Origin of the sequence: Acuticoccus sp., from assembly GCF_965213555.1 — a bacterium.
Classification (GTDB): Bacteria; Pseudomonadota; Alphaproteobacteria; order Rhizobiales; family Amorphaceae; genus Acuticoccus.
The window spans coordinates 1,982,010-2,005,649 of record NZ_OZ243890.1; the positions used below are offsets into that span (position 1 = coordinate 1,982,010).

General features: G+C 71.6%; 21 protein-coding genes. 6 read left to right on the top strand and 15 right to left on the bottom strand.

Features of this window, described 5'->3' with window-relative positions:
* Positions 1 to 154 precede the first annotated feature (154 nt).
* From ACOOE8_RS09470 to ACOOE8_RS09480, 3 genes are read right to left on the bottom strand one after another with little or no spacing between them, the layout of a single operon-like run.
* The gene (locus ACOOE8_RS09470) at positions 155 to 1,525 is read right to left on the bottom strand and encodes an ATP-binding protein (protein WP_420394561.1); all 1,371 of its coding nucleotides are present in this window, start codon (positions 1,523 to 1,525) and stop codon (positions 155 to 157) included.
* Positions 1,522 to 2,244, bottom strand: a complete 723-nt coding sequence (locus ACOOE8_RS09475; protein WP_420394562.1) for a response regulator transcription factor — start codon at positions 2,242 to 2,244, stop codon at positions 1,522 to 1,524. Before ACOOE8_RS09475 ends, ACOOE8_RS09470 begins: the two co-directional genes overlap by 4 nt.
* Entirely contained in the window at positions 2,244 to 2,744 is a 501-nt protein-coding gene (locus tag ACOOE8_RS09480) for a MarR family winged helix-turn-helix transcriptional regulator (RefSeq protein ID WP_420394563.1), read from the bottom strand. The genes ACOOE8_RS09475 and ACOOE8_RS09480 overlap by 1 nt, the downstream gene beginning before the upstream one ends.
* A 162-nt stretch (positions 2,745 to 2,906) precedes the next feature.
* Here ACOOE8_RS09480 and ACOOE8_RS09485 point away from each other — a divergent pair, with 162 nt between their 5' ends.
* Positions 2,907 to 3,803 carry a branched-chain amino acid aminotransferase gene (locus ACOOE8_RS09485; RefSeq protein WP_420394564.1) on the top strand — a complete coding sequence of 299 codons (897 nt, stop codon included), beginning with the start codon at positions 2,907 to 2,909 and terminating at the stop codon, positions 3,801 to 3,803.
* A gap of 80 nt (positions 3,804 to 3,883) precedes the next feature.
* Here ACOOE8_RS09485 and ACOOE8_RS09490 read toward each other — a convergent pair whose 3' ends face one another.
* From ACOOE8_RS09490 to ACOOE8_RS09545, 12 genes are all read right to left on the bottom strand, one after another.
* Positions 3,884 to 4,726, bottom strand: a complete 843-nt coding sequence (locus ACOOE8_RS09490; protein WP_420394565.1) for a tetratricopeptide repeat protein — start codon at positions 4,724 to 4,726, stop codon at positions 3,884 to 3,886.
* Positions 4,727 to 4,811: 85 nt separating this feature from the next.
* Positions 4,812 to 5,042, bottom strand: a complete 231-nt coding sequence (rpsU, locus tag ACOOE8_RS09495; RefSeq protein ID WP_420394673.1) for a 30S ribosomal protein S21 — start codon at positions 5,040 to 5,042, stop codon at positions 4,812 to 4,814.
* A 145-nt stretch (positions 5,043 to 5,187) separates the two neighbouring features.
* Entirely contained in the window at positions 5,188 to 6,285 is a 1,098-nt protein-coding gene (locus ACOOE8_RS09500) for a 5-(carboxyamino)imidazole ribonucleotide synthase (RefSeq protein WP_420394674.1), read from the bottom strand.
* Between the two features lie 174 nt (positions 6,286 to 6,459).
* Positions 6,460 to 6,966: a 5-(carboxyamino)imidazole ribonucleotide mutase gene (gene purE, locus ACOOE8_RS09505; protein ID WP_420394566.1), complete on the bottom strand. Its 507-nt coding sequence runs from the start codon at positions 6,964 to 6,966 to the stop codon at positions 6,460 to 6,462.
* A complete protein-coding gene (locus ACOOE8_RS09510) occupies positions 6,963 to 7,166 on the bottom strand; it encodes a YdcH family protein (RefSeq protein WP_420394567.1) in 204 nt (67 codons plus the stop codon). The genes purE and ACOOE8_RS09510 overlap by 4 nt, the downstream gene beginning before the upstream one ends.
* 59 nt (positions 7,167 to 7,225) lie before the next feature.
* Positions 7,226 to 8,533, bottom strand: coding sequence for a M16 family metallopeptidase (locus tag ACOOE8_RS09515; protein WP_420394568.1), 1,308 nt, complete (start codon positions 8,531 to 8,533; stop codon positions 7,226 to 7,228).
* A gap of 11 nt (positions 8,534 to 8,544) precedes the next feature.
* Positions 8,545 to 9,969: a M16 family metallopeptidase gene (locus ACOOE8_RS09520; protein ID WP_420394569.1), complete on the bottom strand. Its 1,425-nt coding sequence runs from the start codon at positions 9,967 to 9,969 to the stop codon at positions 8,545 to 8,547.
* 73 nt (positions 9,970 to 10,042) lie between these two features.
* Positions 10,043 to 10,732, bottom strand: a complete 690-nt coding sequence (locus ACOOE8_RS09525) for a hypothetical protein (protein ID WP_420394570.1) — start codon at positions 10,730 to 10,732, stop codon at positions 10,043 to 10,045.
* A 136-nt stretch (positions 10,733 to 10,868) separates the two neighbouring features.
* Positions 10,869 to 11,366 carry a signal peptidase II gene (lspA, locus tag ACOOE8_RS09530; protein ID WP_420394571.1) on the bottom strand — a complete coding sequence of 166 codons (498 nt, stop codon included), beginning with the start codon at positions 11,364 to 11,366 and terminating at the stop codon, positions 10,869 to 10,871.
* Positions 11,363 to 14,437: an isoleucine--tRNA ligase gene (gene ileS / locus ACOOE8_RS09535; RefSeq protein ID WP_420394572.1), complete on the bottom strand. Its 3,075-nt coding sequence runs from the start codon at positions 14,435 to 14,437 to the stop codon at positions 11,363 to 11,365. The genes lspA and ileS overlap by 4 nt, the downstream gene beginning before the upstream one ends.
* A gap of 1,133 nt (positions 14,438 to 15,570) precedes the next feature.
* Positions 15,571 to 16,206, bottom strand: coding sequence for a class I SAM-dependent DNA methyltransferase (locus ACOOE8_RS09540; protein WP_420394573.1), 636 nt, complete (start codon positions 16,204 to 16,206; stop codon positions 15,571 to 15,573).
* Positions 16,203 to 16,688 (bottom strand): peroxiredoxin, encoded by a 486-nt coding sequence (locus ACOOE8_RS09545; protein WP_420394574.1) that lies wholly within the window; start codon positions 16,686 to 16,688, stop codon positions 16,203 to 16,205. The genes ACOOE8_RS09540 and ACOOE8_RS09545 overlap by 4 nt, the downstream gene beginning before the upstream one ends.
* 148 nt (positions 16,689 to 16,836) lie before the next feature.
* On the opposite strand from ACOOE8_RS09545, the gene ACOOE8_RS09550 reads away from it, so the two are divergent.
* From ACOOE8_RS09550 to ACOOE8_RS09570, 5 genes are all read left to right on the top strand, one after another.
* Entirely contained in the window at positions 16,837 to 17,442 is a 606-nt protein-coding gene (locus ACOOE8_RS09550) for a YqgE/AlgH family protein (RefSeq protein WP_420394575.1), read from the top strand.
* A gap of 63 nt (positions 17,443 to 17,505) precedes the next feature.
* Positions 17,506 to 18,903: a threonine synthase gene (thrC, locus tag ACOOE8_RS09555; protein WP_420394576.1), complete on the top strand. Its 1,398-nt coding sequence runs from the start codon at positions 17,506 to 17,508 to the stop codon at positions 18,901 to 18,903.
* Complete coding sequence (locus ACOOE8_RS09560) at positions 18,900 to 20,180, top strand: M16 family metallopeptidase (protein WP_420394577.1); 1,281 nt, start codon at positions 18,900 to 18,902, stop codon at positions 20,178 to 20,180. Before thrC ends, ACOOE8_RS09560 begins: the two co-directional genes overlap by 4 nt.
* Positions 20,177 to 20,809: a GNAT family N-acetyltransferase gene (locus tag ACOOE8_RS09565; RefSeq protein ID WP_420394578.1), complete on the top strand. Its 633-nt coding sequence runs from the start codon at positions 20,177 to 20,179 to the stop codon at positions 20,807 to 20,809. Before ACOOE8_RS09560 ends, ACOOE8_RS09565 begins: the two co-directional genes overlap by 4 nt.
* Positions 20,806 to 23,640 (top strand): EAL domain-containing protein, encoded by a 2,835-nt coding sequence (locus tag ACOOE8_RS09570; protein ID WP_420394579.1) that lies wholly within the window; start codon positions 20,806 to 20,808, stop codon positions 23,638 to 23,640. The genes ACOOE8_RS09565 and ACOOE8_RS09570 overlap by 4 nt, the downstream gene beginning before the upstream one ends.

A 23,640-nucleotide genomic window follows, 5' to 3' on the forward strand; every position in this document is an offset into this window, starting at 1 on the left:
AGTTTGTCCACGAATGATCGGGTGTGTCTAATAGAAGAAATTGAGCCTGCCCGCTTTGTCCAGCTGTGCTCTTAAGCGCTGCTTGACGGCATGGCGTGCGCGCGTTCGTAAAAGGCTCCACGGCGCGACAATGTCCTCGCGTCGTGCGACGAGGTCACAGGGGCAGGCGGACGCTCGCCAGCAGTCCGCCGAGGGGGCTGTCGCCGAGGGTGATGTCACCGCCCTGGCGGCGGGCGATGTCGCGGGCAATGGTGAGGCCGAGGCCGGTGCCGGCGACGTCCTGGTTGCGTGCGGTGTCGAGCCGATAGAACGGCTGGAACACGGCCTCCCGCTCCGCCTCGGGGATGCCGGGGCCATCGTCCTCCACCTCAACGATGAGCCAGCCGCTCGATCTGCGGGCGGTGACCGCGACGGCTCGCGCGTGGGCGGCGGCGTTGGTCACGAGGTTCGCGATGAGCCGGCGCGTCGCCGTCGGGCGCACGCTCGCGGTGAGCCCGGGGGGGACGGTGACGTCGGCCGGGACGCCGCGCACGGCGTCCTCGACGAGGTCGGCGATGGCGACCGCGTCGGCGGGCTCGTCCGCGTCGGTGCGCGCGAATTGGAGGTAGTCCTCGAGCATCGCCTGCATCTGGTCGACGTCGGCCGACAGCGCCGCGGTCGCCTCGCTGTCGTCGAGCAGCACGAGCTCAAGGCGGAAGCGCGTCAGCATCGTGCGAAGGTCGTGGCTGACGCCGGCGAGCATGGCGGTGCGCTGCTCGATCTGCCGCTCGATGCGGTGCTTCATCTCGAGGAACGCCGAGGCGGCCTGGCGCACCTCGATGGCGCCGTGCGGGCGCAGCCGGCCCACGGGACGGCCGCGACCGAAGCGCTCGGCGGCTGCGGCGAGCTCCTGGATCGGGCGGACCTGGCCCTTCAGGAACAGGACGGCGACGGCGATGAGGACGAGGGAGGTCCCCGCCATCCACACCAGCGTGATGTGCGAGTTGGACGCGTAGGTGTCGCTGCGCCGCGTGATCACGGACAGGATGCCGACCGCGGTCTCCACCCGCACCTCGACGAAGCGGCCGGAGCGGGCGGTGTCGACCCAGAACGGGCGGTCCACCTCGCGCCGGATCTGCCGCGACAGCGCGCGGTCGAGCAGGTCGAAGATCGGCTGCGGCTTGCGCTCGGGCAGGGTCGCGTCGCCGGTGAAGCGCGCCGAGGTGAACAGCTTCTCGTTGGCGATGGCGAGGATGTCGCCGCGCCGCTCGGGCGGCGAGCGCTCCAGGAGCACGACGATCGCCGCGATCGCCTGTGCGGTGCCCTCCGACAGGCGCCACGTCATGTTCTCCCAATGCCGGTCGAGGAAGACGAAGGCGACCACCGACTGCAGCACGAGCATGGGCAGGACGATGATGAGGATCGAGCGCGGGAACAGCCGGCGCGGCAGGCGGCGGCGCAGCCAGCGCTCCAGCGGCGCAGGCAGCCCGGCCCGGCGCAGGACGCGGCGCCAGGACGGTCGCGCCGGCGAGGCCGCCTCGCTCACGACGCCTGGACCGGATCGGCGAGGAGGCGGTAGCCCACGCCCCGCACGGTGAGGAGGTGCTGCGGCCGCGCCGGGTCGGCCTCGAGCTTGCGGCGCAGCCGGTTCATCTGCACGTCGATGGCCCGGTCGCCGAGCTTCTCGTTGGCGACGAGGTCCTGGCGCGGGACCGTCGCACCGGGCCGCGTGGCGAGCAGGCGGAGGAGCCGCCGCTCCCGGTCGGTGAGGCGGACGGGCTGCCCCTCCGCCTCGAGCTCCTGGCGGCGCAGGTCGAACACGAAGCGCCCGAAGCGCACCTGGCGCGTGGCGTCGGGTCGCCGGCGGACGAGGTTGTGCAGCCGGAGCGACAGCTCGCGCGGCTCGAAGGGCTTGCCGAGGTAGTCGTCGGCGCCGAGGGAGAGCCCGCGGACGCGCTCCTGAGGCTCGGAGCGCGCGGTCAGCATGAGGACGGGCGTGTCCCCCTCGGCGCGCATCGCCCCGAGCAGCGCGAAGCCGTCCTCGCCCGGCATCATGACGTCGAGGACCGCGGCGTCGAACACCAGCGAGGCGAGGATGCGCCTTGCCTCCGCCGCGCCGTCGGCGACGGTGACGCGGAACCCCTCGCCACGCAGGAAGCGCTCCAGAAGCGTGCGGATGCGCTGGTCGTCGTCGACGAGCAGCACGTGCGGCGCGTCGTCGTCGGTGCGTGGCTCGCCGGCGTCGGCGCGGGCGACGAGGGACATCAGCGCCCTGCCGCGATGCGGTGGCGCACCGTGTCGCGCTCGTCCTCGCGCACGAGCGCAGCGAGGAAGGTCGCGACCGTCGCCTGTGCGCCGGCGCCGCCGGTCCGTCCGGCAGCCCTCACCGCACCCTCGATGTGCCGGCTCTGCAGCCGCGCGATCTCGCGGGCGAGGTCGTGCCCGGCCGGCGTCGTCGCGAGGCGCTTCTCCCGCCGGTCGGTGGCCCCCGCGCGGACCTCGATCAGCCCGTCGTCCACCAAGGTCCTCAACGTCCGCGCCACCCCCTGCTTGGTGACCTTCAGGATCGCGAGGAGCTCGCCCACGGTGAGCCCCGGATGGCGGTCGACGAAGTGCAGCACGCGGTGGTGCGCCCGGCCGTAGCCGCGCGAGGCCAGCTGCTCGTCTGCGATCCCCACGAAGTCGCGATACCCGAAGAACATCAGCTCGATCAGCTCGTAGGCCACGCCAGCGTCGCCGTCCTCCGCCAAAATCAGGTCAATCATATTGACGTAATACGTCACAACGCATAAGCAGACCGCCCGCAGGAAGGCCGGATCGATCGATCTTCCGGGACGACTTGAAACATTGTTGCGTCGACCCGTTCATTCCGACGGCTCGGACGCAACGGCGGGGTCACACCCGCGGTGGAGGGAGCACGAGACGCCATGGCGCTGCCGTTCGATCAGCATGACGGGGAGATCTGGTACGACGGCGCGTTCGTGCCGTGGAAGGATGCCAAGCTTCACGTCCTGTCCCATGGGTTGCACTACGCGAGCGCGGTGTTCGAGGGCGAGCGCGCCTACGGCGGCGAGATCTTCGAATGCGAGGCCCATACCAACCGCCTGTTCGCCTCCGCCGCAGCGATGGGCTACGCCATCCCCTATAGCAAGGACGCCGTCTCCGCCGCCAAGCGGGCGACGTTGTCCCGCATGGGTTTGACCGAGGCCTACGTGCGACCGGTCGCCTGGCGCGGCTCGGAGATGATGGGCGTGTCGGCGCAGACGAACACGATCCACCTCGCCATCGCGGTGTGGGCCTGGCCGTCCTACTTCGACCCTGCGCTGCGCGAGCGCGGGCTGACGCTCGACATCTCCGAGTGGCGCCGTCCCGACCCGCGCACCGCGCCCTGCCACGCCAAGGCCGCCGGGCTCTACATGATCTGCACGCTGTCCAAGCACACCGCCGAGGCGAAGGGCTGCCACGACGCGCTGATGCTGGACTACCGCGGCCACGTGGCGGAGGCGACCGGCGCCAACGTGTTCTTCCTGAAGGACGGGGTGCTGCACACGCCGACCCCCGACTGCTTCCTGGATGGCATCACCCGGCGCACGGTCATCGGGCTCGCCCGTGCGCGCGGCGTCGAGGTGGTGCAGCGCACGATCCTGCCGGAGGAGATGGAGGGGTTCGAGGAGTGCTTCCTGACCGGCACCGCCGTTGAGGTTACGCCGGTGGGACAGATCGGCCCGTACACGTTCCGCGTCGGTGACCTCACGAAGGCGCTGATGGGGGACTACCAGGCTGCCGTACAGCCCCCGCACGCGGCGTTGCGCGAGGTCGCCTGACCGCAGCGTGCCCAGGGTTGCACGGTCCATCGCCGCGGCGCCCCGGGTGGGACTTGCTCCAACGAGGGTCGAGGACCAGCCTAGGTGCGCACGCGGGGCTGGCCGCGGTCGATGCGGCCGATGCCCTCCCGCGCCGGGGCGTAGCCCGGTTGCAGCTGTAGAGCGCGCGTGTACGACGAGCGCGCCTTGGAGGTCTCACCCTTGGCCTCCAACGCCAGGCCGCGGTTCGTCCACGCATCCGCGTAGTCCCGGTCGAGCTGGACCGCCTGGTTGAAGTCCTCCAGCGCCGCGTCGATGTCGCCCGTCGCAAGGTAGGAGGCGCCGCGGCCGTTGTAGGGCTCGGGCGCGCGCGGATCGAGGCCAATGGCGATGCCGAAGTCCTCCACGGCGAAGGCATGCATCTCCTGCGCCTGATAGATGAGCGCCCGGTTGTGGTAGGCGCGCGGATCGCCGGAGTTGTTGGAGATCGCCGCGTTGAAGTCGGCGATCGCGCGCTCGCTGTTCCCCTTCAGCCGATGGATGTTGCCGCGGCCCACGAGCGCGGCGTCGTAGGTCGGGTTCACCGCGAGCGCGGCGTCGTAGTCGGCGAGCGCAGCGTCGAGGTTGTCCATGCGGCGGTGGGCCAGCGCCCGGTTGGCGTACGCCTGGTAGTAGCGCGGGTTGAGCGCGAGGGCGTGATCGAAGTCGGCGAGCGCCTCACGCATCTTGCCGGCGCGCCCGTATGCGGTGCCGCGTACGTTGTAGGCGCTGGGATCGCTCGGGTTGGCCTCGACCACCGCCGTCAGCGAAGCGATGTTGGTCGGCGACCCGGACTTGGCGTCGATCAGCCGCCCGGGCGTCGTCATCGCGTCGTCGATCACGCAGCCGCCGAGCGCAGCCGCAACGAGCACGATAAACGGGATGTTGAAGGTTCGCATCATCATCACTGGCCACCGCGTGCGGACCGGCTCGATGCGGTCCGAGCCTGGGGCTAGAACCCTCGCCGCAGGGGCGGAGGTCGGTCCCAAATCAGGTGGTGGTGCGCTTCTTGCCGGGAATGAGGCCTTCGCGCTGCGCGCGCTTGCGTGCCAGCTTGCGGGCGCGCCGTACGGCCTCGGCCTTCTCGCGCGCCCTGCGCTCCGACGGCTTCTCGTAGTGGTTGCGCATCTTCATTTCGCGAAAGATGCCCTCGCGCTGCATCTTCTTCTTCAGCGCCTTGAGCGCCTGATCGACGTTGTTGTCTCGAACGAGAACCTGCACCGGGCCTACTTCCTTCTGTTGCACGATGCCTTGCGGCTGCACCGTCTCGCCGGGCCCGGCTCGTTGCCGACGCCAACACACGCACGCGGCCGCACGGCTCCCATGGCGGTGGGAGCGACGGTCGCGATGGCGTGAAGCATGTTACCTAGCACTGGGTTCCGCTGCTGTCGACGCTTCCGCCGGCGATTGTCTGCCCGACGACGGTCACGTGGCCCATCTTGCGGCCCTCCCGCGCCTCGCGCTTGCCGTAGAGGTGGAGGCGCGCCTCGGGGACGGCGAGGTGCCTTCGCCAGTCACGCACCTCGTCACCGATGAGGTTCATCATGGTCGCGTCGCCGGTGCGCCGGGTCGAGCCGAGGGGCCAGCCCGCGATGGCGCGCACGTGGTTCTCGAACTGGCTGGTGAGCGCCGCGGCCTCCGTCCAGTGCCCGGTGTTGTGCACCCGCGGCGCCATCTCGTTCGCGATCAGCGCGCCGTCCTCGGCGAGGAACCACTCGATGGCGAGCACACCGACGTAGCCGAGCCGTTCGGCCACGGCCGTGGCGAGGCGCACTGCGCCGTCCTCCGCGGTTGCCTCGAGCGGCCCGGGCACCGTGGAGCGGCGGAGGATCCCGCCCTCGTGGACGTTGCGCGGGTGGGCGTAGGCGGCGATCGAGCCGTCGGCGCCACGAGCGAGCACGGTGGAGGTCTCCGCCACGAACGGCACGGCGGCTTCGAGGATGGCAGGCACGTTGCCGATGGCGGCGAAGGCCGCCGCGAGGTCGGCGTGAGGGCCGACGCGGACCTGCCCCTTGCCGTCATAGCCCAGCCGTCGCGTCTTCAAGATCGTGTGGGGGCCGAGCGTCGCGTGCGCCGCCCCGAGCCCAGCGAGGTCGTCCACCGGAGCGTGGGGCGCGACGGCGAGCCCGCACGCGGCGAGGAACGCCTTCTCAACGAGCCGGTCCTGAGCCACCTCGAGGGCGCGCGGGCCGGGCCGCACCAGGTCGCCGAGCGGGCGCACGGCGGTCACCGGCACGTTCTCGAACTCGTAGGTCATCACGGCCACCGACGCGGCGAAGGCCGCGAGGGCGTCCGCGTCGTCGTAGGCGGCGACGGTGGCGCGGGAGGCGACCTCCGCCGCAGGGGCGGCCTCGTCCGGGCTGAAGACGTGGGTCGCGAACCCGAGGCGCGCGGCGGCCAGCGCCAGCATGCGGCCGAGTTGGCCGGCGCCCAGGATGCCGACGGCGTCGCCCGGGGCGAGCATCACGTCGCCTCCCGCAGGACGCTCACGCGCCGTCGTCCACAGGCCGGACGACGCTCACGCGTCGCCCAATACGCCGCGCGACGCTCGCGCGTCGCCAAACAGGCCGCGCGACGCTCGCGCGTCGCCAAACACGCCGGACGACGCTCACGCGTCGCCAAACACGCCGGACGACGCTCACGAGTCGTCCGTGGGGCGCTCGGGGACGCCCGCGGTCCGGGCGGCGCGCCAGGCGGCGAGGCGTCCGTCGAGCGCAGGGTCGGAAAGGGCAAGGACCGCGGCCGCGAGGAGCGCGGCGTTCACCGCGCCGGCGCGTCCGATGGCGAGGGTCCCCACCGGCACCCCCGCCGGCATCTGCACGATGGACAGGAGGCTGTCCCACCCTGAGAGCGCCTGCGACTCTACCGGGACGCCGAACACCGGCAGCGTGGTGAGCGCGGCGACCATGCCCGGCAGGTGCGCCGCGCCGCCCGCGCCGGCGACGACGACGCGCACGCCTCGCGCCGACGCGCCCTCGGCGAACTCGTAGAGCCGGCGCGGCGTGCGGTGGGCGGACACGACGAGCGCGTCGTGGGGCACGGCGAGCCCGCCGAGCGTGTCCGCCGCGTGGCGCATGGTCGCCCAGTCCGACCGGCTGCCCATCACGATGGCGACCGGCGCGGCCGGTGCGGTCCCGTCCGTCATGCGATGATGTCCGGCAGTACTTGGGCGGCGAGGACGCGGATCTCGTCCTTGAGCTGGAGCTTGCGCTTCTTCAGCCGCTTGATCTGCAGGAGGTCCGTGGAGCCGGCGGCCTCCAGCGCCTCGACGGCCGCATCGAGGTCGCGATGCTGCTCACGCAGCGCCGCGAGGCGATCCATCAGCTCGCTCTGATCCTCGTCCATGGACGATCAATGCCGCAGGCGAGCCGTCCGGTCCATTACCATGCAAGCCCGCCACAAGGTCAGCCGGCGGGAGGGCCGACCAGCGCGAAGGTCGGCTTCCCCTCGCCGAGGATGCGGGCTGCGGAGCGGCGCACGTCGTCGAGCGTCACCGCCTCGACGAGGTCGTTGCGCTCGTCGATGTAGCCGATGCCAAGGTCGTCGAGCTGGATCGCGAGGAGCTGGCGCGCGGTGGAGCTCGAGGAGCCGAAGCGCAGCGCGTAGGAGCCGGTGAGGTACGCCTTTGCCTCGCCGAGCTCCTCCTCGGTCGGACCCTCGCTCGCCATGCGGCCGATCTGCTCGAGGATCACCGCCACGGCCTCCTCGGCACGGTCGTTGCGCGTGGCGGTGCCGCCGCCGAAGATCGCGCTGTGGTCGAACGGGGCGACGTAGGAGTACACCGAGTAGGCGAGGCCACGCTTCTCACGCACCTCCTCGAAGAGCCATGACGAGAACGAGCCGCCGCCGAGGATGTGGTTCATCACGTAGGCCGGGATGAAGTCCGGGTCGTCGCGGGCAAGGCCAGGACCGCCGAAGCGGATCGCGGTCTGCGGCGTCTCCAGCGCCTCGACGGCGGTCGCCCCGACGGCGGGCTCCACGTCCGCGACCGGCGTGAGGTCCGCGGCGTCCGGCAGGTCGCCGAAGGCGCGGTCGAGCATCGGCCCCAGCGTCGCAGCGTCCACATCGCCGACGACGGCGACCACGAGGTTGTCCTTGGCGAAGCCCGCAGAGTGCGCCGCCGCGAGGTCGTCACTGCCGAGGCCGGCGACGCTCTCCAGGGTGCCGTTGCTCGGCGTCCCGTAGGGATGGTTCGGGAACGCGGTGGCGGACCACAGGTGCGAGGCGATGGTGTCGGGGTCGTTCTGCTCGCGGCGCAGGTTCGCGGTGATCGACGCCCTCATGCGGCTGATCGCCTCCTCGTCGAAGCGCGGCTCGGTGAGCGCCATCGCGAGCAGGTCCATGCCACGGTCGAGGTTCGACGAGATGACGCTGACGTTGCCGTAGAAGTGGTCGCGCGAGGGCTCGAAGCTGAGGCGCACGGCGTCGTCGCGCAGCGCGGTCTGAAAGGCCACCGAGTCGAGGTCGGCCGCGCCCTCGTCGAGCATGGTCGACAACAGGTTGGCGCGTCCCGCCTTGCCGGTCGGGTCCTGCGCGGCGCCCGCGCCGGCGAACGCGAAGTCCATCGCGACGAGCGGCACGGTGTCGTCCGACACGAGCCAGGCGTGGATGCCGCCGGGGCTCGTCACTTCCTGGATGTCGATGGCGCTGGCGCTCCCGATGGTGGTCGCGAGGACGAAGCCTGCCGCGAAGGCGCGACGAACAAGGCGCATTGTGCTCCCCTTCACTGCACGACGTCGGCGGTCGTCGACGCTGCCGCCGAGGCCGACGCCGTCGCAGCGCTCGCCTGCAGCAGGCGCCCGGTGACGCTGCCGCGGTTGGTCAGGTACGTCTGCGCGGCCCGTTGGACCTCCTCGGCGGTGACCGCGGAGATGCGCGAGGGCCAAGCCTTCACGTCCTCCAGGGTGGAGCCCGTGGTGACCGACGCACCGAAGATGCGCGCGAGCGAGGACTGGCTGTCCTGGGCGAAGATCACGCTCGCGAGGAGGTTGGTCTTGGCCCGCCTGAGCTCCTCCTCGGTGACGCCGTTCATCGCGACGTCCGCGATGATGGCGCGGCCGCGGTCCTCCAGCGTCTCGAGATCGACCCCGTCCACCGGCGTCGCGTAGAACACGTACCGCGTGTCGTCGACCGCGCTCGACTGGTACCAGCTGCCGGCCGACGTCGCGAGCCCCTCCTCACGCACCAGCGCGGTGTAGAGCCGGCTCGTGTTGTTCCCGCCAAGGATCTCGGCGAGGACGTCGAGGGCCTCAGCATCACCGGGCTCCGCCGTCGCGTAGCTCGGCACGATCCAAGAGACCTGCGTTGTGGACTGCTCGACGCGCGGGTCGCGCAGCTCCACCACGCGGTCGGCGCGCAGCTGCTGCGCCTTGGGGCGCGAGCGCGCCATCGGCCCGCGCGCGTCTTGGACCGAGCCGTAGGTGGCCTCGGCGATCTCGCGGATCTCGTTCACGCTGACGTCGCCGGCGACCACCAGGACGGCGTTCCCCGGCCGGTAGTGCGCGTTGTAGAAATCCATAGCGTCGGCAGCGTTCAGTGCCGAGACCTCGTCCGGCCAGCCGATCACCGGGTCGCCGTAGGGGTGATTGACGAACAGCGCGGCGTCCACCGCCTCGCTGAGCTCCGAGGATGGGCGCGTGTCGACGCGCATTCGCCGCTCCTCGAGCACCACGTCGCGCTCCGGCGCGGCGATGTCCTCGGTGAGCTGGAGGCCGCGCATGCGGTCCGCCTCGAACGCCATCATGGTCGCGAGGTGCTCCCTGGCGACCTGCTGGAAGTAAGCGGTGTAGTCGTTGGAGGTGAACGCGTTCTCCCTTCCCCCGAGCTGCGAGACGGTACGCGAGAAAAGCCCAGCCGGGTTCGCCTCGGTCCCCTTGAACATCAGGTGCTCGAGGAAGTGCGCGATGCCGGACTTGCCGCCCGGCTCGTCCGCCGAGCCGACACGGTACCAGATCATGTGCGTCACGATGGGCGCGCGCCGATCGGGGATGACGATGACTTCGAGGCCGTTGTCGAGGGTGAAGCTCGTCGCGTCCGGGGCGATGGTGAGCTCGCCGAGGTCCACGGGGTCAGCCTCGGCGGGCGCGAGTGGCGCAGCGGCAATCAGCGCCGTCACGGCGATGGCGGCGAGCGTCGATCGAAGCGGCATGGCGCACCTTGTCGTGGGTCATGCCGCGGTCGTAGTCCGCGCGCCGGCCGGCCACCACTGAACTCTTGGTAAGCTATTGCTTGATCTTACGCGCGCCGGGGTCCTCCTCCTTGGCGTAGAGCCGCTTGCGTGCCCACTCGGAGTTCTCGATCTCCTTCGGCTCGGGAAGCGCCGCCGACTCCGCCGGCGTGCGGAAGGTGCTCGGCGGCTGGATGAGCGAGGCACGCGGCGCGGCCGTCCCATCGTCCGCCAGCATGCCCGTGCGCTGGCCGCCAGCCTTGATGGTGACCTTCATCTCCTGGCGCGTCAGCCGCTCGAACGGGTCGCGCGCCATCTCGGCGATGCTTTCCTTCGGGGCTTGGCCGAGGCCGCCGTCCTGCTCGGGGATCTCACCGGGCAGGGCGCGGCCCCCACGCTTCTCGAGCGTCGCGTCGAGCTCGGCGATCGCAGCGCTCGCCTCAATGCGCTCGCGCCGGCGCTGCACGTCGTGGTCCTCGGGGAAGTCCACCGCAGCCTCGGCGGCGGACTGGTCCACTGGGTTCGGCAGCTGGTCCGTGGAGCTCGGCAGCGCGAGCGGCGCGCGCGGCTGATGCTCGATGGGCCGCCGGTTCTCGACGACGCCGCCCATGGTGAGGAGCGCGCCGAACGCGGTGGCCGGCCTCTCCTCCATGGGGTCGGGCTCCTCCTCGAAGTAGTTGTACGCCGTGTTGCAGCCCGACAGGACGAGCGCGAGGCACACGACGGCGAGGACGGAACGGACCATGACGGCACTCCACTTGGGGCGCTTGCCCCCGCATCAGCCATCGCGCCGCGCCCGCGCGCGAGTCAACCGCGGCACGCGTTCGGCGCCAGGGTCAGGCCAGGGTGGTGCAAGCCTGCAACACCCTGGTTCGTACCGCTCATTCGGCGCGTCGGGTCAGCAGCGCGTCGCCGAGAAGAGCAACGACGCCGAGGACGATCGCGGCGTCCGCGACGTTGAACACGTACCAGGAAAAGGTGCGCCAGTGGAGGTGCACGAAGTCCACCACCGCGCCGTAGAGCGTGCGGTCGACGAGGTTGCCGAGGGCGCCGCCGATGATGCCGCCGACCGCGAGGCGCACCAGCCCGCTCTGCGCCCGCCACAGCCAGGCTGCCAGAAGGAGGGTGGCGACCACGGTGAAGGCGACGAGGAGCCAGCGCCCGGTGCCGTCCTGCTGCAGGAGCCCGTAGCTGATGCCGCGGTTCCATACGAGCGTGATGTCCAGCACCGGCAACACCTTGAGGGGACCCTGCGACAGGTCGAGCGCGAGGACCCACGCCTTGCTGGCCTGGTCCGCCGCGAACACGGCGAGGGCGAGGGCGACGCCGGCGACGCGGCTCGTCGCTGCCCGCTCCGCCGGCGTCGTCGCGGCGCTCACGCGCCGTCGATCTCCGCCATGGCAGCGGCGTCTCGGGGCGACAGGTCGGGGTACCGCGGGTCGGAGCCGACGTCCGGCGAGACCTTCCAGGATCGGGCGCACCGCTGGCCGTCGGCGCGGTCGACGCGCACGGCAACGCCCGGGACCTCGGGCAGCGTGAACGCCGCCGACGCCGGCGCACCGCCGTCGATGGTGATCGCCGAGGCGATGACGACGTCCGCGAAGTCGACGGCCTCGACGATGGCCCGGGTCGCGTCGTCGGCGATCCACACCACCGGGTGCGCCTCCAGCGAGGAGCCGATGCGCTTCTCGCGCCGCTCCACCTCCAGCGCGCCGGTGACGACGCGGCGCACCCGGCGCACCGTCTCCCAGCGTGCGGCGAGCGCGTCGTCGCGCCACGCCGGGTCCGCTTCAGCGAACGCCTCGAGGTGCACCGAGCCCTCGCCGCCCCGGGCGCGCCACGCCTCTTCCATGGTGAACGGCAGGAGCGGCGCGAGCCATGTCACCAGCGCCTCGAAGAGGTGGCGCACGGTCCCGAGCGCGGCCCGCCGCCGCGGGCTCGACGGCGCGTCGCAGTACAGCGTGTCCTTGCGGATGTCGAAGTAGAACGCCGACAGCTCGGTGTTGGCGAACGCCATCAGCGTGTGGGCCACGTGGCTGGTGTCGAAGCGGCGGTAGGCGTCGCGGACCTCATCAGACAGCACCGCCAGGCGGTGCAGCATCAGCCGCTCGAGCTCGGGCGCCGTCGCGACGTCGAGCGGGGCACCGTCGTCGTGGGCAAGGTTGCCGAGCATCCAGCGGATCGAGTTGCGCAGCTTGCGGTAGGAGTCCGCGACGCCCTTAAGGATCTCGGCGCCGATGCGCTGGTCGTCGGTGACGTCCTGCGTCGCCACCCAGAGCCGCAGGATGTCGGCGCCGTACTCACCGATGACGTCCTGCGGCGCGATGGTGTTGCCCAGCGACTTCGACATCTTGCGCCCGTCCTCGGCCATCGTGAAGCCGTGGGTGACGACGGCCTTGTACGGCGCCCGTCCGCGCGTGCCGCAGGCCTCCAGGAGCGAGGACTGGAACCAGCCACGGTGCTGGTCGGAGCCCTCCAAGTAGACGTCCGCCGGCCAGGCGAGGTCGTCGCGCTCCTCGAGGCAGAAGGCGTGGGTGCACCCCGAGTCGAACCAGACGTCGAGGATGTCGTCAACCTTCTCGTAGTCCGACGGATCGTGGTCTTCGCCGAGGAAGCGCGCCGCGGCGCCCTCGGCGAACCAGGCGTCGGCGCCCTCCGCCTCGAACGCTTCTAATATGCGCGCGTTGACCGCCTCGTCGATGAGCAGCTCGCCCGTCTCGTGATGCACGAACACGGCGATCGGCACACCCCAGGCCCGCTGGCGCGAAACGACCCAGTCCGGCCGGTGCTCGATCATGCCGCGCAGCCGGTTGCGCCCCGACGGCGGCACGAAGTCGGTCGCCGCGATGGCGTCGAGGGCGCGCGAGCGCAGCGTGGTCCCGTCGCCGAGGTCGCGGTCCATGGCGATGAACCACTGCGGCGTGTTGCGGTAGATCACGGGCTTCTTGGAGCGCCAGGAGTGCGGGTACTGGTGCTTCAGCCGCCCGCGCGCCACCAGCACGCCAGCCTCGCGCAAGGCCGCGATGACAGCCTCGTTGGCGTCGCCCTTCCCGCCCTCGTCGGTGATGACGGTGCGGCCCTCGAAGCTCGGCGCGTCGGCGGTGAAGCGCCCGTCGGGACCGACCGGATGGGGGATCGTGGGGTCGATGCCGGCCGCCTGGAGGTCGCGCGTCGCTTGGGTCCAGACCTCGAAGTCCTCCACGCCGTGGCTCGGCGCGGTGTGGACGAAGCCCGTGCCCGCCTCGTCGGTGACGTGGTCGCCGGCGAGGAGCGGGACGTCGAAGCCGTAGCCCGCATCACGTCCGCGCAGCGGGTGCGCGGCGACAAGCCCGGCGAAGGCCTCGTTGGGTACGGTTGCCAAGCGGGTGAACGAGGAGACCCTTGCGGCGTCCATCACGCCTTGCGCTAGCGCATCGGCGATGACGTATCGCTCGCCCGCCTTCGCCCAAGGCGGTTGGCCGTCGGGAAGGGACTCGACGGCGCCGACCTCGTACAGGCCGTAGTCGACCGTCGAGGAGTAGGCGATGGCCCGGTTGCCCGGCAGGGTCCACGGGGTCGTGGTCCAGATGACGATGGCGGCGTTGCGGTCGACGAGGTCGCTGGCAGCGATCTGCAGGTCGCTTGCAGTGGTGTGCAGATTGGCCCGCCCCGCGTCGACCGGCGGACCCAAACCTTCATCGGTGCTGCAATCGCGACCGGACACGACGTTCGCTTCGACACGTTCCCCAGATGCTAGGGTTGCGCGGTTGGTCGGGTGCGTCCGCTCGAGCGGGAACGCCACGTACACCGTGTCGCTCACGTAGTCCTGGTACTCGACCTCGGCCTCGGCGAGCGCGGTGCGCTCCACCACCGACCACATCACCGGCTTGGAGCCGCGGTAGAGCTGGCCGGTCGCGGCGAACTTCAGGAGCTCGCCGGCGATGGCGGCCTCGGCGACGAAGCTCATGGTGCGGTAGGGGTCCGCGAAGTCGCCCATCACCCCGAGGCGCTGGAACTCCTCGGCCTGCACGCCCAGCCAGTGCGTCGCGAACTCGCGGCACTCGCGGCGGAAGTCGTTGACCGGCACCGCGTCCTTGGCCCGGCCCGCCGCGCGGAACGCCTCCTCCACCTTCCACTCGATGGGCAGGCCGTGGCAGTCCCAGCCGGGCACGTAGTTCGCGTCGTAGCCGAGCATCTGGTGCGAGCGCACCACGAAGTCCTTCAGGATCTTGTTGAGCGCGGTGCCGATGTGGATGTGGCCGTTGGCGTAGGGCGGACCGTCGTGGAGGATGAACCTTTCGCGGCCCGCGCTCGCCTCGCGCACGCGCCGGTAGAGCTCCGTCCGCGCCCACTCGGCGAGCCACTCGGGCTCGCGCTTGGGTAGCCCCGCCCGCATCGGGAACTCCGTGCGCGGCAGGAACAGCGTCTTGGCGTAGTCGCGGACGGGCTGGTCCGCCGTGATCTCGGTCATGTCGTCTCGGTCATGGTACGGGCCTGGGCGGCGGGCGCGTCCGTGCGGCCGTTCTGGGGTTCACCGTTCGTCGGCCGATGGGGCCGTGGGCGCCCGCGGCACCAAGGCGAGCCGTGCCCCAAGATGCCCTTCGCCGAGCCTCGTGCACGCCTTCCAGGTGCGCCCTCATGGTTCTCATTAGCGCCGCCACCGCTTGAGTTCCACCCGTCAGCGACCGGACCGTCGTGCCCCATGCGCCGCGGACGACCGTTGAGTGGGGCAGCGAGATGGATCAACGCCGGACGGTCCCGCAGCTCGCCGACCCTTGCGTCGCAGGTGGCCTCTCGCCAAAGCGCCGACGTCCGGCGCTGCACAGGGTGGGGGGGACGCCGGAAGGCGGACGCGCCGAGGTCGCTGGACACGGCGACCTGGGACGCAGGTGAAGCCGGGCGATCGCCTCGCTGCACGGTTGCGGCACCTTGCCCACGAGCGTCGATGTTGCGGATCGTCGAGCGATCGCCGGCACTGGCTGGAGGAGCCGAATGCATGGAGCTGCGGTGGTGTGCAGCGTTCGTCGCCGGCGCGTGCCCCTGCAGAGCGGCCCCTCACTCCACCGATGACCCGCCCCATGGCTCGGGATCGAGCGGCACCGGCAGCTTCGATCGCGCCGCAAGCGCCGGCGACCTTGTTCGGGGGCGCGGTCCATCTCCGCCGAGCGTCGCCGCCGGTGCCAAGATCGGCACCGCACCGGGGAAGGCCGCACCCGTCGTCGACGGGACCAGCGCCGCGGCCAATCCTTGGTCGTGACACCGCGGACGCTCCCTCGTCCGGAAGGTGGCGGAGCGGCACGACATTTGGTGTCGTAGCCCTTCGCCAGATGCGCGCGTAAACCGCCTTGCCGGAACGATCCGACCACCCGAGCCCGATCGGGTCCCGGCTGACGCTCGACCGTGCCGGTTCCGTCAGATCGCCCAGCGCTGCCCCACACGCAGCGTCTGCGGGCGCTGGCGCGAGCGACCCGACCCGCGCCTCCGGCGAGGCCGGAAAACGACGCGAGGTGCCGAAGGGTCGGGGTCGTCGAACAGGGCGGGGGCGGATCGCACCCCCACGAGGGTCGCTGCCTCGATCCGTGCGCGGACGACGGCCTCGTAGCCTCAAGCGATGCGGAAGACGAACAGGATCGCGGAAAGGTCGAGGTCGTTGAGCAGGTAGACCGGGAACGTCGGCGAGCGGTCCACCTCGCGCCAGGCGCCATGCTGGGACAGGTCGTCGATGGCCGCCGCGAAGCCCTGGTCCTGCCACGTGTCGGCACGAACGTTGAAGGCGACGACGCCGCCGGGTCGCGTTACACGGACGAGCTCGCCGAGCGCTGCGGGCGGCGCGTGGCCGGGACCGAAGGCGCCGGCGCACGCGGTCGTCGCGAACGCGTCGGCCCCGTAGGGCAGCGCCGTGAGGTTCGCCTCGGCGAGCGCGTCGTAGACGCCGCGTGCCCTCGCCCGGGCGAGCATGGCGGGCGACAGGTCGCACCCAGCGAGCGGCGCGTACCCGAGCAGGCGGAGCGCGTCGCCGACGAGGCCCGTGCCGCAGGCCGCGTCGAGCACCGGGCCTGCGTCCGGCGGTGCATGCCGCGCCAGGAACGCCGATGCGAGGAGCGGCACTCGAAATCCCTCGCCGAGGGTGTCGGCCTCGTAGCCGTCCGCCCAGCCCTCGTAGAACGCCCGCGTCTCCTCGGTGGAGGAGGGACCATAGGCGCCGGCGAGCGTGCCCGGCGGCGGGGGTCGCCCCGTCAAAGGTGCGGCATCATGGCGTCGGCGCCAGATCGCTCGGTCGTCCCAGGACCCTCCTCGACGTTGAGGATCTTCACCACCCCGTCGTCGGCGAGCAGCGAGTAGCGCCTCGAGCGCACGCCCATGCCGAAGCCCGACGCGTCGACGTCGAGACCGATGGCGCGGGTGAACGTCGCCGAGCCGTCGGCGAGGAAGGTGATCTTGCCGTGCCCACCGGAGGACTTCGCCCAGGCGTCCATGACGAACATGTCGTTGACCGCGATGACGGCGACCTCGTCGATCCCCTTGGCGCGGATTGCGTCGATGTTGTCGAGGAACCCAGGGAGGTGAGTGTTGTTGCAGGTGGGGGTGAAGGCGCCGGGAACTCCGAACAGGACGATGCGCCGGCCGCGGGTGAGCCGCTCGGTGGTGACCTCGGACGGGCCGTCGGTCGTCATGACCTTGAAGGTGGCGTCAGGCAGCGTCTCGCCGATGGCGATGGGCATGGGAAGCGTCTCCGACTGTTGCCCTGCGATGTAGCAGGTGCGGCGAGCCTCGCCACCCCCGCGCGCCCGGATCGGCTTCATCCTTGCGAGCGCTGTGCTAACGTGACCGCGGCGTCACAGGGCGGCTTGGCCGCACCAGGAGGCGGGTATGGAGCGAACGGACAGCACGCTGACGGAGGGCTACCTCGAGGGCCAGTGCCTCATCGCGATGCCCCAGATGGGTGACCAACGCTTCGACCGTGCCGTCATCTTCCTGTGCGCCCACTCCGAGGAGGGGGCGATGGGGATCATCGTCAACAAGCCTGCCAGGAACGTGTCGTTCGTCGATCTCCTGACGCAGCTCGGCGTGGTGGATCAGGAGGACGCCATCCGCCTCCCTCCGGCGGCCCGCAACGTCGCTGTGCACAACGGGGGTCCGGTGGAGACGGGACGCGGCTTCGTCCTGCATACGTCGGACTTCGTCTTGAAGGAGGCGACCTTGGTCGCGGGCAACGACGTGTGCCTGACCGCGACGGTGGAGATCCTGCGGGCCATCGCGCACGGCTCCGGCCCGTCCCAGGCGCTCCTCGCGCTCGGTTACGCCGGGTGGGCGCCGGGCCAGCTCGAGGCGGAGATCGCGGGCAACGGCTGGCTGCACTGCACCGCGGACCACGCACTGCTGTTCGACCCCGATGCCGACAACAAGTACGAGCGGGCGGTAAAGAAGCTTGGGTTCGACCCGCGCGTCCTGTCCTCGGCGGCGGGCCACGCGTGAGGACCCGCGGTTGACACGTCGGCCGCTCACCGGCTTGTGACGGCGCGGCGGAGGAAGGGTTCGGTGCGTTACATCTCCACACGCGGCTCGGCGACGCGCCTCGGCTTCTGCGACGCCACCTTGACGGGGCTGGCCCCCGACGGCGGCCTCTTCGTGCCCGAGGCGTACCCGACGCTCTCCACCGCGACGCTCTCCGCCCTCGTGGGGCAGCCCTTCGAGGTGGTGGCGGAGGCGGTGCTGTCGCGCTTCACGGGCGGCGAGCTCGGCGACGCGGCGCTGTCAGCCGACATCGGTGCCGCGATGGGGACCTTCGCCCATCCCGCCCGCACGCCGCTCGTCCAGATCGGCCCGAGCGCGTTTGTGCTCGAGCTGTTCCACGGGCCGACGCTCGCCTTCAAGGACGTCGCCATGCAGACCCTGGCGCGCCTGATGGACCGCATCCTCACCGAGCGCGGGCGGCGGGCGACCATCGTGACGGCGACCTCCGGCGACACCGGCGCGGCGGCGGCCGACGCGTTCCGCGGGCGCGCCGCGATCGACCTCGTCATCCTCTACCCCGACGGGCGGGTGAGCGAGGTGCAGCGGCGGCAGATGACGACCATCGCCGACGACAACGTCCACACCCTCGCCGTCGACGGCGACTTCGACGACTGCCAGCGCATCGTCAAGGCGCTGTTCGTCGACCGCGAGTTCAACGCGCGCGTCGCCATGGGGGGGGTCAACTCGATAAACTGGGCGCGCGTCGCGGCGCAGGTGTCGTACTACGTGTTCGCCGCGCTGGCGCTCGGTGCGCCGCACCGGCGCGTGGCGTTCGCGGTGCCGACGGGCAACTTCGGCGACGTCCTGGCAGGCTACGTCGCCCACCGCATGGGGCTGCCCATCGAGCGCCTCGTCATCGCGACCAACCGCAACGACATCCTCGACCGCGGCCTGCGCACCGGGCGCTACACGCCCGAACGCGTGGCGCCGTCGGCGTCGCCGTCCATGGACATCCAGGTGTCGTCGAACTTCGAGCGCCTCGTGTTCGAGCTGTCGGGCCGCGACGCCGCCTCGATCGCCGAGCGCATGGCCCGGCCCCCGGAGGGGTTCGCGCTCACCGCGGACGAGCAGCGCGGGATGCGCACGCTGTTCGCCTCGGGCCGGGCCGACGACGCCGACACGCAGCGCGTCATCGGCGAGACCTACGCCGCGACGGGCCTCGTGGTCGACCCGCACACCGCCGTGGGCCTCAAGGCCGCGGCCGAGGTGACGCTGCCCGCGGGCGTCCCCATGGTGACGCTCGCCACCGCGCACCCTGCCAAGTTCCCCGACGTGGTGGAGGCCGGCTGCGGCGTGCGCCCGGCGCGCCCCGAGCGCCTCGCCCGGGCGATGTCGGATCCCGAGCGCTCGAGCCGCGTCGCGGCGGACGTGCGCGCCGTGGCGGACGTCATCCTGGAGCGCGCCCGGGCGGTCGCGGCATGAGCCGCGTCACGCGCCTGCCGTCCGGGCTGTCGGTGGTGACCGACACCATGGCGCACGTCGACTCCGTGGCAGTCGGCGTGTGGGTGGAGACCGGCACGCGCTCCGAGGCCGAGGGCGAACATGGCGTCGCCCACTTCATGGAGCACATGGCGTTCAAGGGCACGGCGCACCGCTCGGCGAGGGCGATCTCTGAGGCCATCGAGGGCGTCGGCGGTGACATCAACGCCGCCACCAGCGTCGAGACCACGGCCTACCACGCGCGCATGCTCGCCGAGGACCTGCCGCTTGCCCTCGACATCTTCGCGGACATCCTGACCGAGCCGGCGTTCGCCCCTGCGGAGGTGGAGCGCGAGCGCAACGTCATCCTGCAGGAGATCGGCGCGGCGGAGGACGTGCCGGAGGACCGCGCCTTCGATGCGCTGCCTGAGGCCGCCTTCCGCGGACAGCCGCTGGGTCGGCGCATCCTCGGCACGCGCGCCTCCGTGGGCGCGGTGAGCGCGGATGCGCTGCGAACCTTCTTTGAGGCGCACTACACCGCCCCGGCGATGACGGTGGTCGCTGCGGGGCGGGTCGATCACGCGGCGTTCGTCGATGCGGCCGCCCGCGCCTTCGAGCGCGTGCCGTCGCGCCGCGCGCCGGCTGCCTCGCGCGCGAGCTACACCGGCGGCGTCGCGGCAGAGGCGGACGAGGACGCATCCGAGTGCCAGCTCATCCTCGGCTTCGAGGGGCGCGGCGCGCGCCACGACGACGCCGTCGCCGCCCAGCTCGCCGCGATGGTGGTGGGCGGGGGGCTGTCCTCGCGCCTCTTCCAGGCGCTGCGGGAGGAGCGTGGTCTCGTCTACGACACCTCCGCCTTCCACTGGGCGTTCGCCGAGACCGGCGTCTTCGCGGTCCACCTCGCGACGTCGCCGGACACCGTGCTCGAGGCCGCTGCGGTGACGCTCGATGAGCTCGAAGGCGCGATCGGGACGATCACCGAGGAGGAGCTCGCCCGCGCCAAGGCGCAGCTGCGCGCCGGCCTCCTCATGAGCCTGGAGAGCCCGTCGGCCCGGATGGGGCAGGCGGCGCGGCAGGCGATCGTCTTCGGCCGCGCCCGGACCAAGGAGGAGCGCCTCGCCGAGATTGAGGCGGTGACCGGGGAGGACGTCCGGCGTCTCCTGTCCGCGCTGACGCGCACGACGCCGACGCTCGTCACGGTCGGGCCCGGCGAGGCGCCGGACGCCTCGGCGATCGCGGCGCGCTTCGGCGGCGTCGCCGACCCGGGGAGCGCCGCGTGAGCGCGCTGCCGCGCTCCGGTCCGGTCCGTGGCGTGGCCGCGCTCAACGAGGGCACCCTCCTCAAGGGCGCACGCACGGTCGTGAAGATGCCCGTCGCCAACGACTACGCCGAGTGGAGCCGGCTGCGCGCCGAGAGCCGGCACTTCCTGAAGCCGTGGGAGCCGACCTGGCCGCGCGACGACCTCACGCGGATGGCCTACCGTCGGCGGATCCGGCGCTACCACCGCGAGATCCGCGCCGACGAGGGCTACGCGCTGTTCGTGTTCGAGGCTGCGAGCGGGGCGCTCGCCGGTGGCATGACGCTCGCCCACGTCAAGCGCGGGGTCACGCAATCCTCCTCGCTGGGCTACTGGATGGGCGAGCAGTTCGCCGGGCGCGGCCTGATGGGCGACGCGGTGCGCGTCATCGTCCCGTTCTGCTTCCAAACCCTGGGGCTCAACCGCATCGAGGCCGCGACGCTGCCGCACAACGAACGGTCCATCCGTCTCCTGAAGCGCATCGGCTTCACCGAGGAGGGTTACGCGCGGCGCTTCCTGTGCATCAACGGGGCGTGGCGCGACCACATCCAGTTCGCGCTGGTGTCGGGCGATACCGTCGACCCGACGGCAGGGCTCGGGGAGGCCTCGTGAGGCGGGCGCTGCTTGCCTTTGCCGCTACGTTGTGGGCCGTCCCCACGCTCGCCCTCCAGGCGGTGCCCGTGGGCGACGGACCGGTGCGCGACCTTGCGCCGGCGGTGCAGGTCTACCCCGACCAGCCCGGGAACCTGAAGGTCTCCACCGCCCCCGACCTCAACGGCATCGTCCAGCGCATCGAGGTGCGCGCCACGGACGAGGCGACGCGGCACTGGGCCGTCGTCGCGCTGCAGAACCCCGGCGAGGAGCAGCTCGACCGCCTCCTCGTCGCCCCGCACCATCGCCTGCCGGGCTCGGGCGTCGCCGTTCCCGACCTCGGCGCCGTGCGCGTCGCGGCCGTCACCCCCTCGGAGGGCTTCCCACCCCAGCGGGTGACGAGCGCGGAGGCGGACGTCTTCCGCCTGACGCTCGATCCCGGCGCGACGGTGACGTACGTGCTCGAGCTCACGACGCCGAACCTGCCGATGCTGCGCCTGTGGGAGCCCGAGGCGTACCGCGACAGCCACAACGCCTACACGCTGTTCAAGGGCATCGTCGTCGGCATCGCCGGGCTGATGGCGCTGTTCTTCCTCGTCATGTTCGTCATCAAGGGGACGGTGACGTTCGCGTCCGCGGCCGTTCTCGCCTGGGTCGCGTTCGGCTACGTCCTCATCGATTTCGCGTTCCTGTCCGCCGTCCTGTCGGCGCGCGTCACCTCCGCGGCGACGTTCCGCGGCTTCGCGGAGGCGATGCTCGTGATCTCGCTGACCGGCTTCCTGCTCGCCTACCTGCAAATGACCCGCTGGCGGTTCCGCAACAGGGCGGCGCTCATCACGTTGCTGCCGTTGACCCTCGGCGCCGGCTGGCTCGCGCTGAACGATCCGGCGCTCACCGCGGCGATCGCCCGCCACGCGCTCCCCGTGGTCGCCGGCGCGGGGCTCGTCGCGATCCTCGTCGGCGCCGTGCGCGGCAACGACCGAGCCGTCATGCTCCTGCCCACGTGGATCCTGCTCGTCGCCTGGATCGCCGGCGCCGGACTGACGGTCACCGGGAGGATCGACAACGACTTCGTGCAGCCGGCGCTGAACGGCGGGCTCGTGCTCCTCGTCCTCCTCATCGGCTTTACGGTGATGCAGCACGCCTTCGCAGGCACCTCGCTGGCGCCGTCGCTGGCCCGCACGGTGGAGAGGGATGTCCTCGCCCTCGCGGGCTCAGGCGACTTCGTGTGGGACTGGGACGTGGAGCGCGACCACATCGCGTGCAGCGCCGAGGCGGAGGCCCGCCTCGGCTTCGAGCCCGGCGCGCTGCAGGGCCCCCCGCAGGACTGGCTCGCCGTCATCCATCCGCAGGATCGCGACCGGTTCCGCAGCAGCCTCGACGCCACGGTCGAGCACCGGCGCGGGCGCATCAACGACACGTTCCGCTTCCGCGGCGTGGACGGGCACTTCCGCTGGCTGCGCCTGCGTGCTCGCCCGGTCATCGGCACGGACGGGGAGATCATCCGCTGCGTCGGCACGCTGAACGACGTGACCGAGGTCAAGACCGCGGAGGAACGGCTGCTACATGACAGCGTCTACGACAACCTGACCGGTCTGCCGAACCGCGCGCTGTTCCTCGATCGCATCGAGATGGCGCGCGCGTGGTCCAACGAGACGACGGCGCAGCGGCTGTTCGTGTGCGTCGTCAACCCGGACAACTTCGCCGAGATCAACGACCTGCACGGCCAGTCGGTGGGCGACTCGGTGCTCCTCACCATGGCGCGGCGGCTCGGCCGGATCCTGCGGCGCCACGACAGCGTGGCGCGGCTCGGCGGCGACTCCTTCGGCCTGCTCGTCTACGCCGATCCCGGCAAGCTCGACGACCTGTGCGACCGGATCCGCCAGACGGTAGCGGGCCCGATCCCGTTCGCCGAAAGCGAGATCGTCGTCGCCGCCTCGATCGGCGTCGCCGGCATCGACCTCAAGGCGGAGAACGCGGCGGAGATCCTCGACAACGCCGAGCTCGCCCTGCGCCGCGCCAAGCGCCAGGGCGGCGACCGCGGCGAGGTGTTCGACCCCGTGTTGCGTCGGCTCAACATGTCCGGGCGCTCGCTGGCCCGCGACCTCAAGCGCGCCGTTGCCGAGGACAAGGTCAAGCTCGAGTTCCGCCCGGTGCGCGACCTCGCGTCCGGCGCGACGGAGGGCTACGAGGCGGTGCCGTCCTGGCACCACCCGCTGCAGGGACCGCTCGCCTGGCCCGAGCTTCTCGCCGTCGCCGCGCTCGAGGGCCTGGCGGTGCACATGTCGCTCGCGACCCTCGACCGCTGCGCGCAGACGCTCGGGCAGTGGCGCGCCGAGGGCGCAACGACGAGCCTCCTGCTGCCGCTTCCGGTCGTCGAGGCGTTCCGTCCCGAGCTCGTCGGCGATGTGAAGACGATGATGGCACGGGCACGGCTCGACCCGGGCGCCCTGCGGCTCGGCATTCCCGAGAGCGTGGTCACCGACAACCCGGAGTTCGCGACGCAGCTCATCGGCCGCCTGGGCGACGTCGGCGCCGCGGTGTGGATCGTGGACTTCGGCCGCCGCGCCACGGCGCCCGCGCATCTCGCCCGGCTGTCCGTGGAGGGCGTTCGGTTCGACCCGTCGCTCCTGCGGCTCGGCGAGGGACGCTCCACGGCGCTCTTCAAGGCGCTCGTCGGCCTCGCCAAGGCGCTCGACGCCAAGGTCATGGTTGACGGCGTCGCCGATGAGGCGACCGCGGCGCTCCTCGGTCGGCTGGGCGTCGACCTTGCCGTCGGCCCCGCGTTCGGCCGACCCCTCACGGCGCTGCCCTCGCGCGCCCCCACCCCTCAAGTCGAAGCGGCGGAGTGA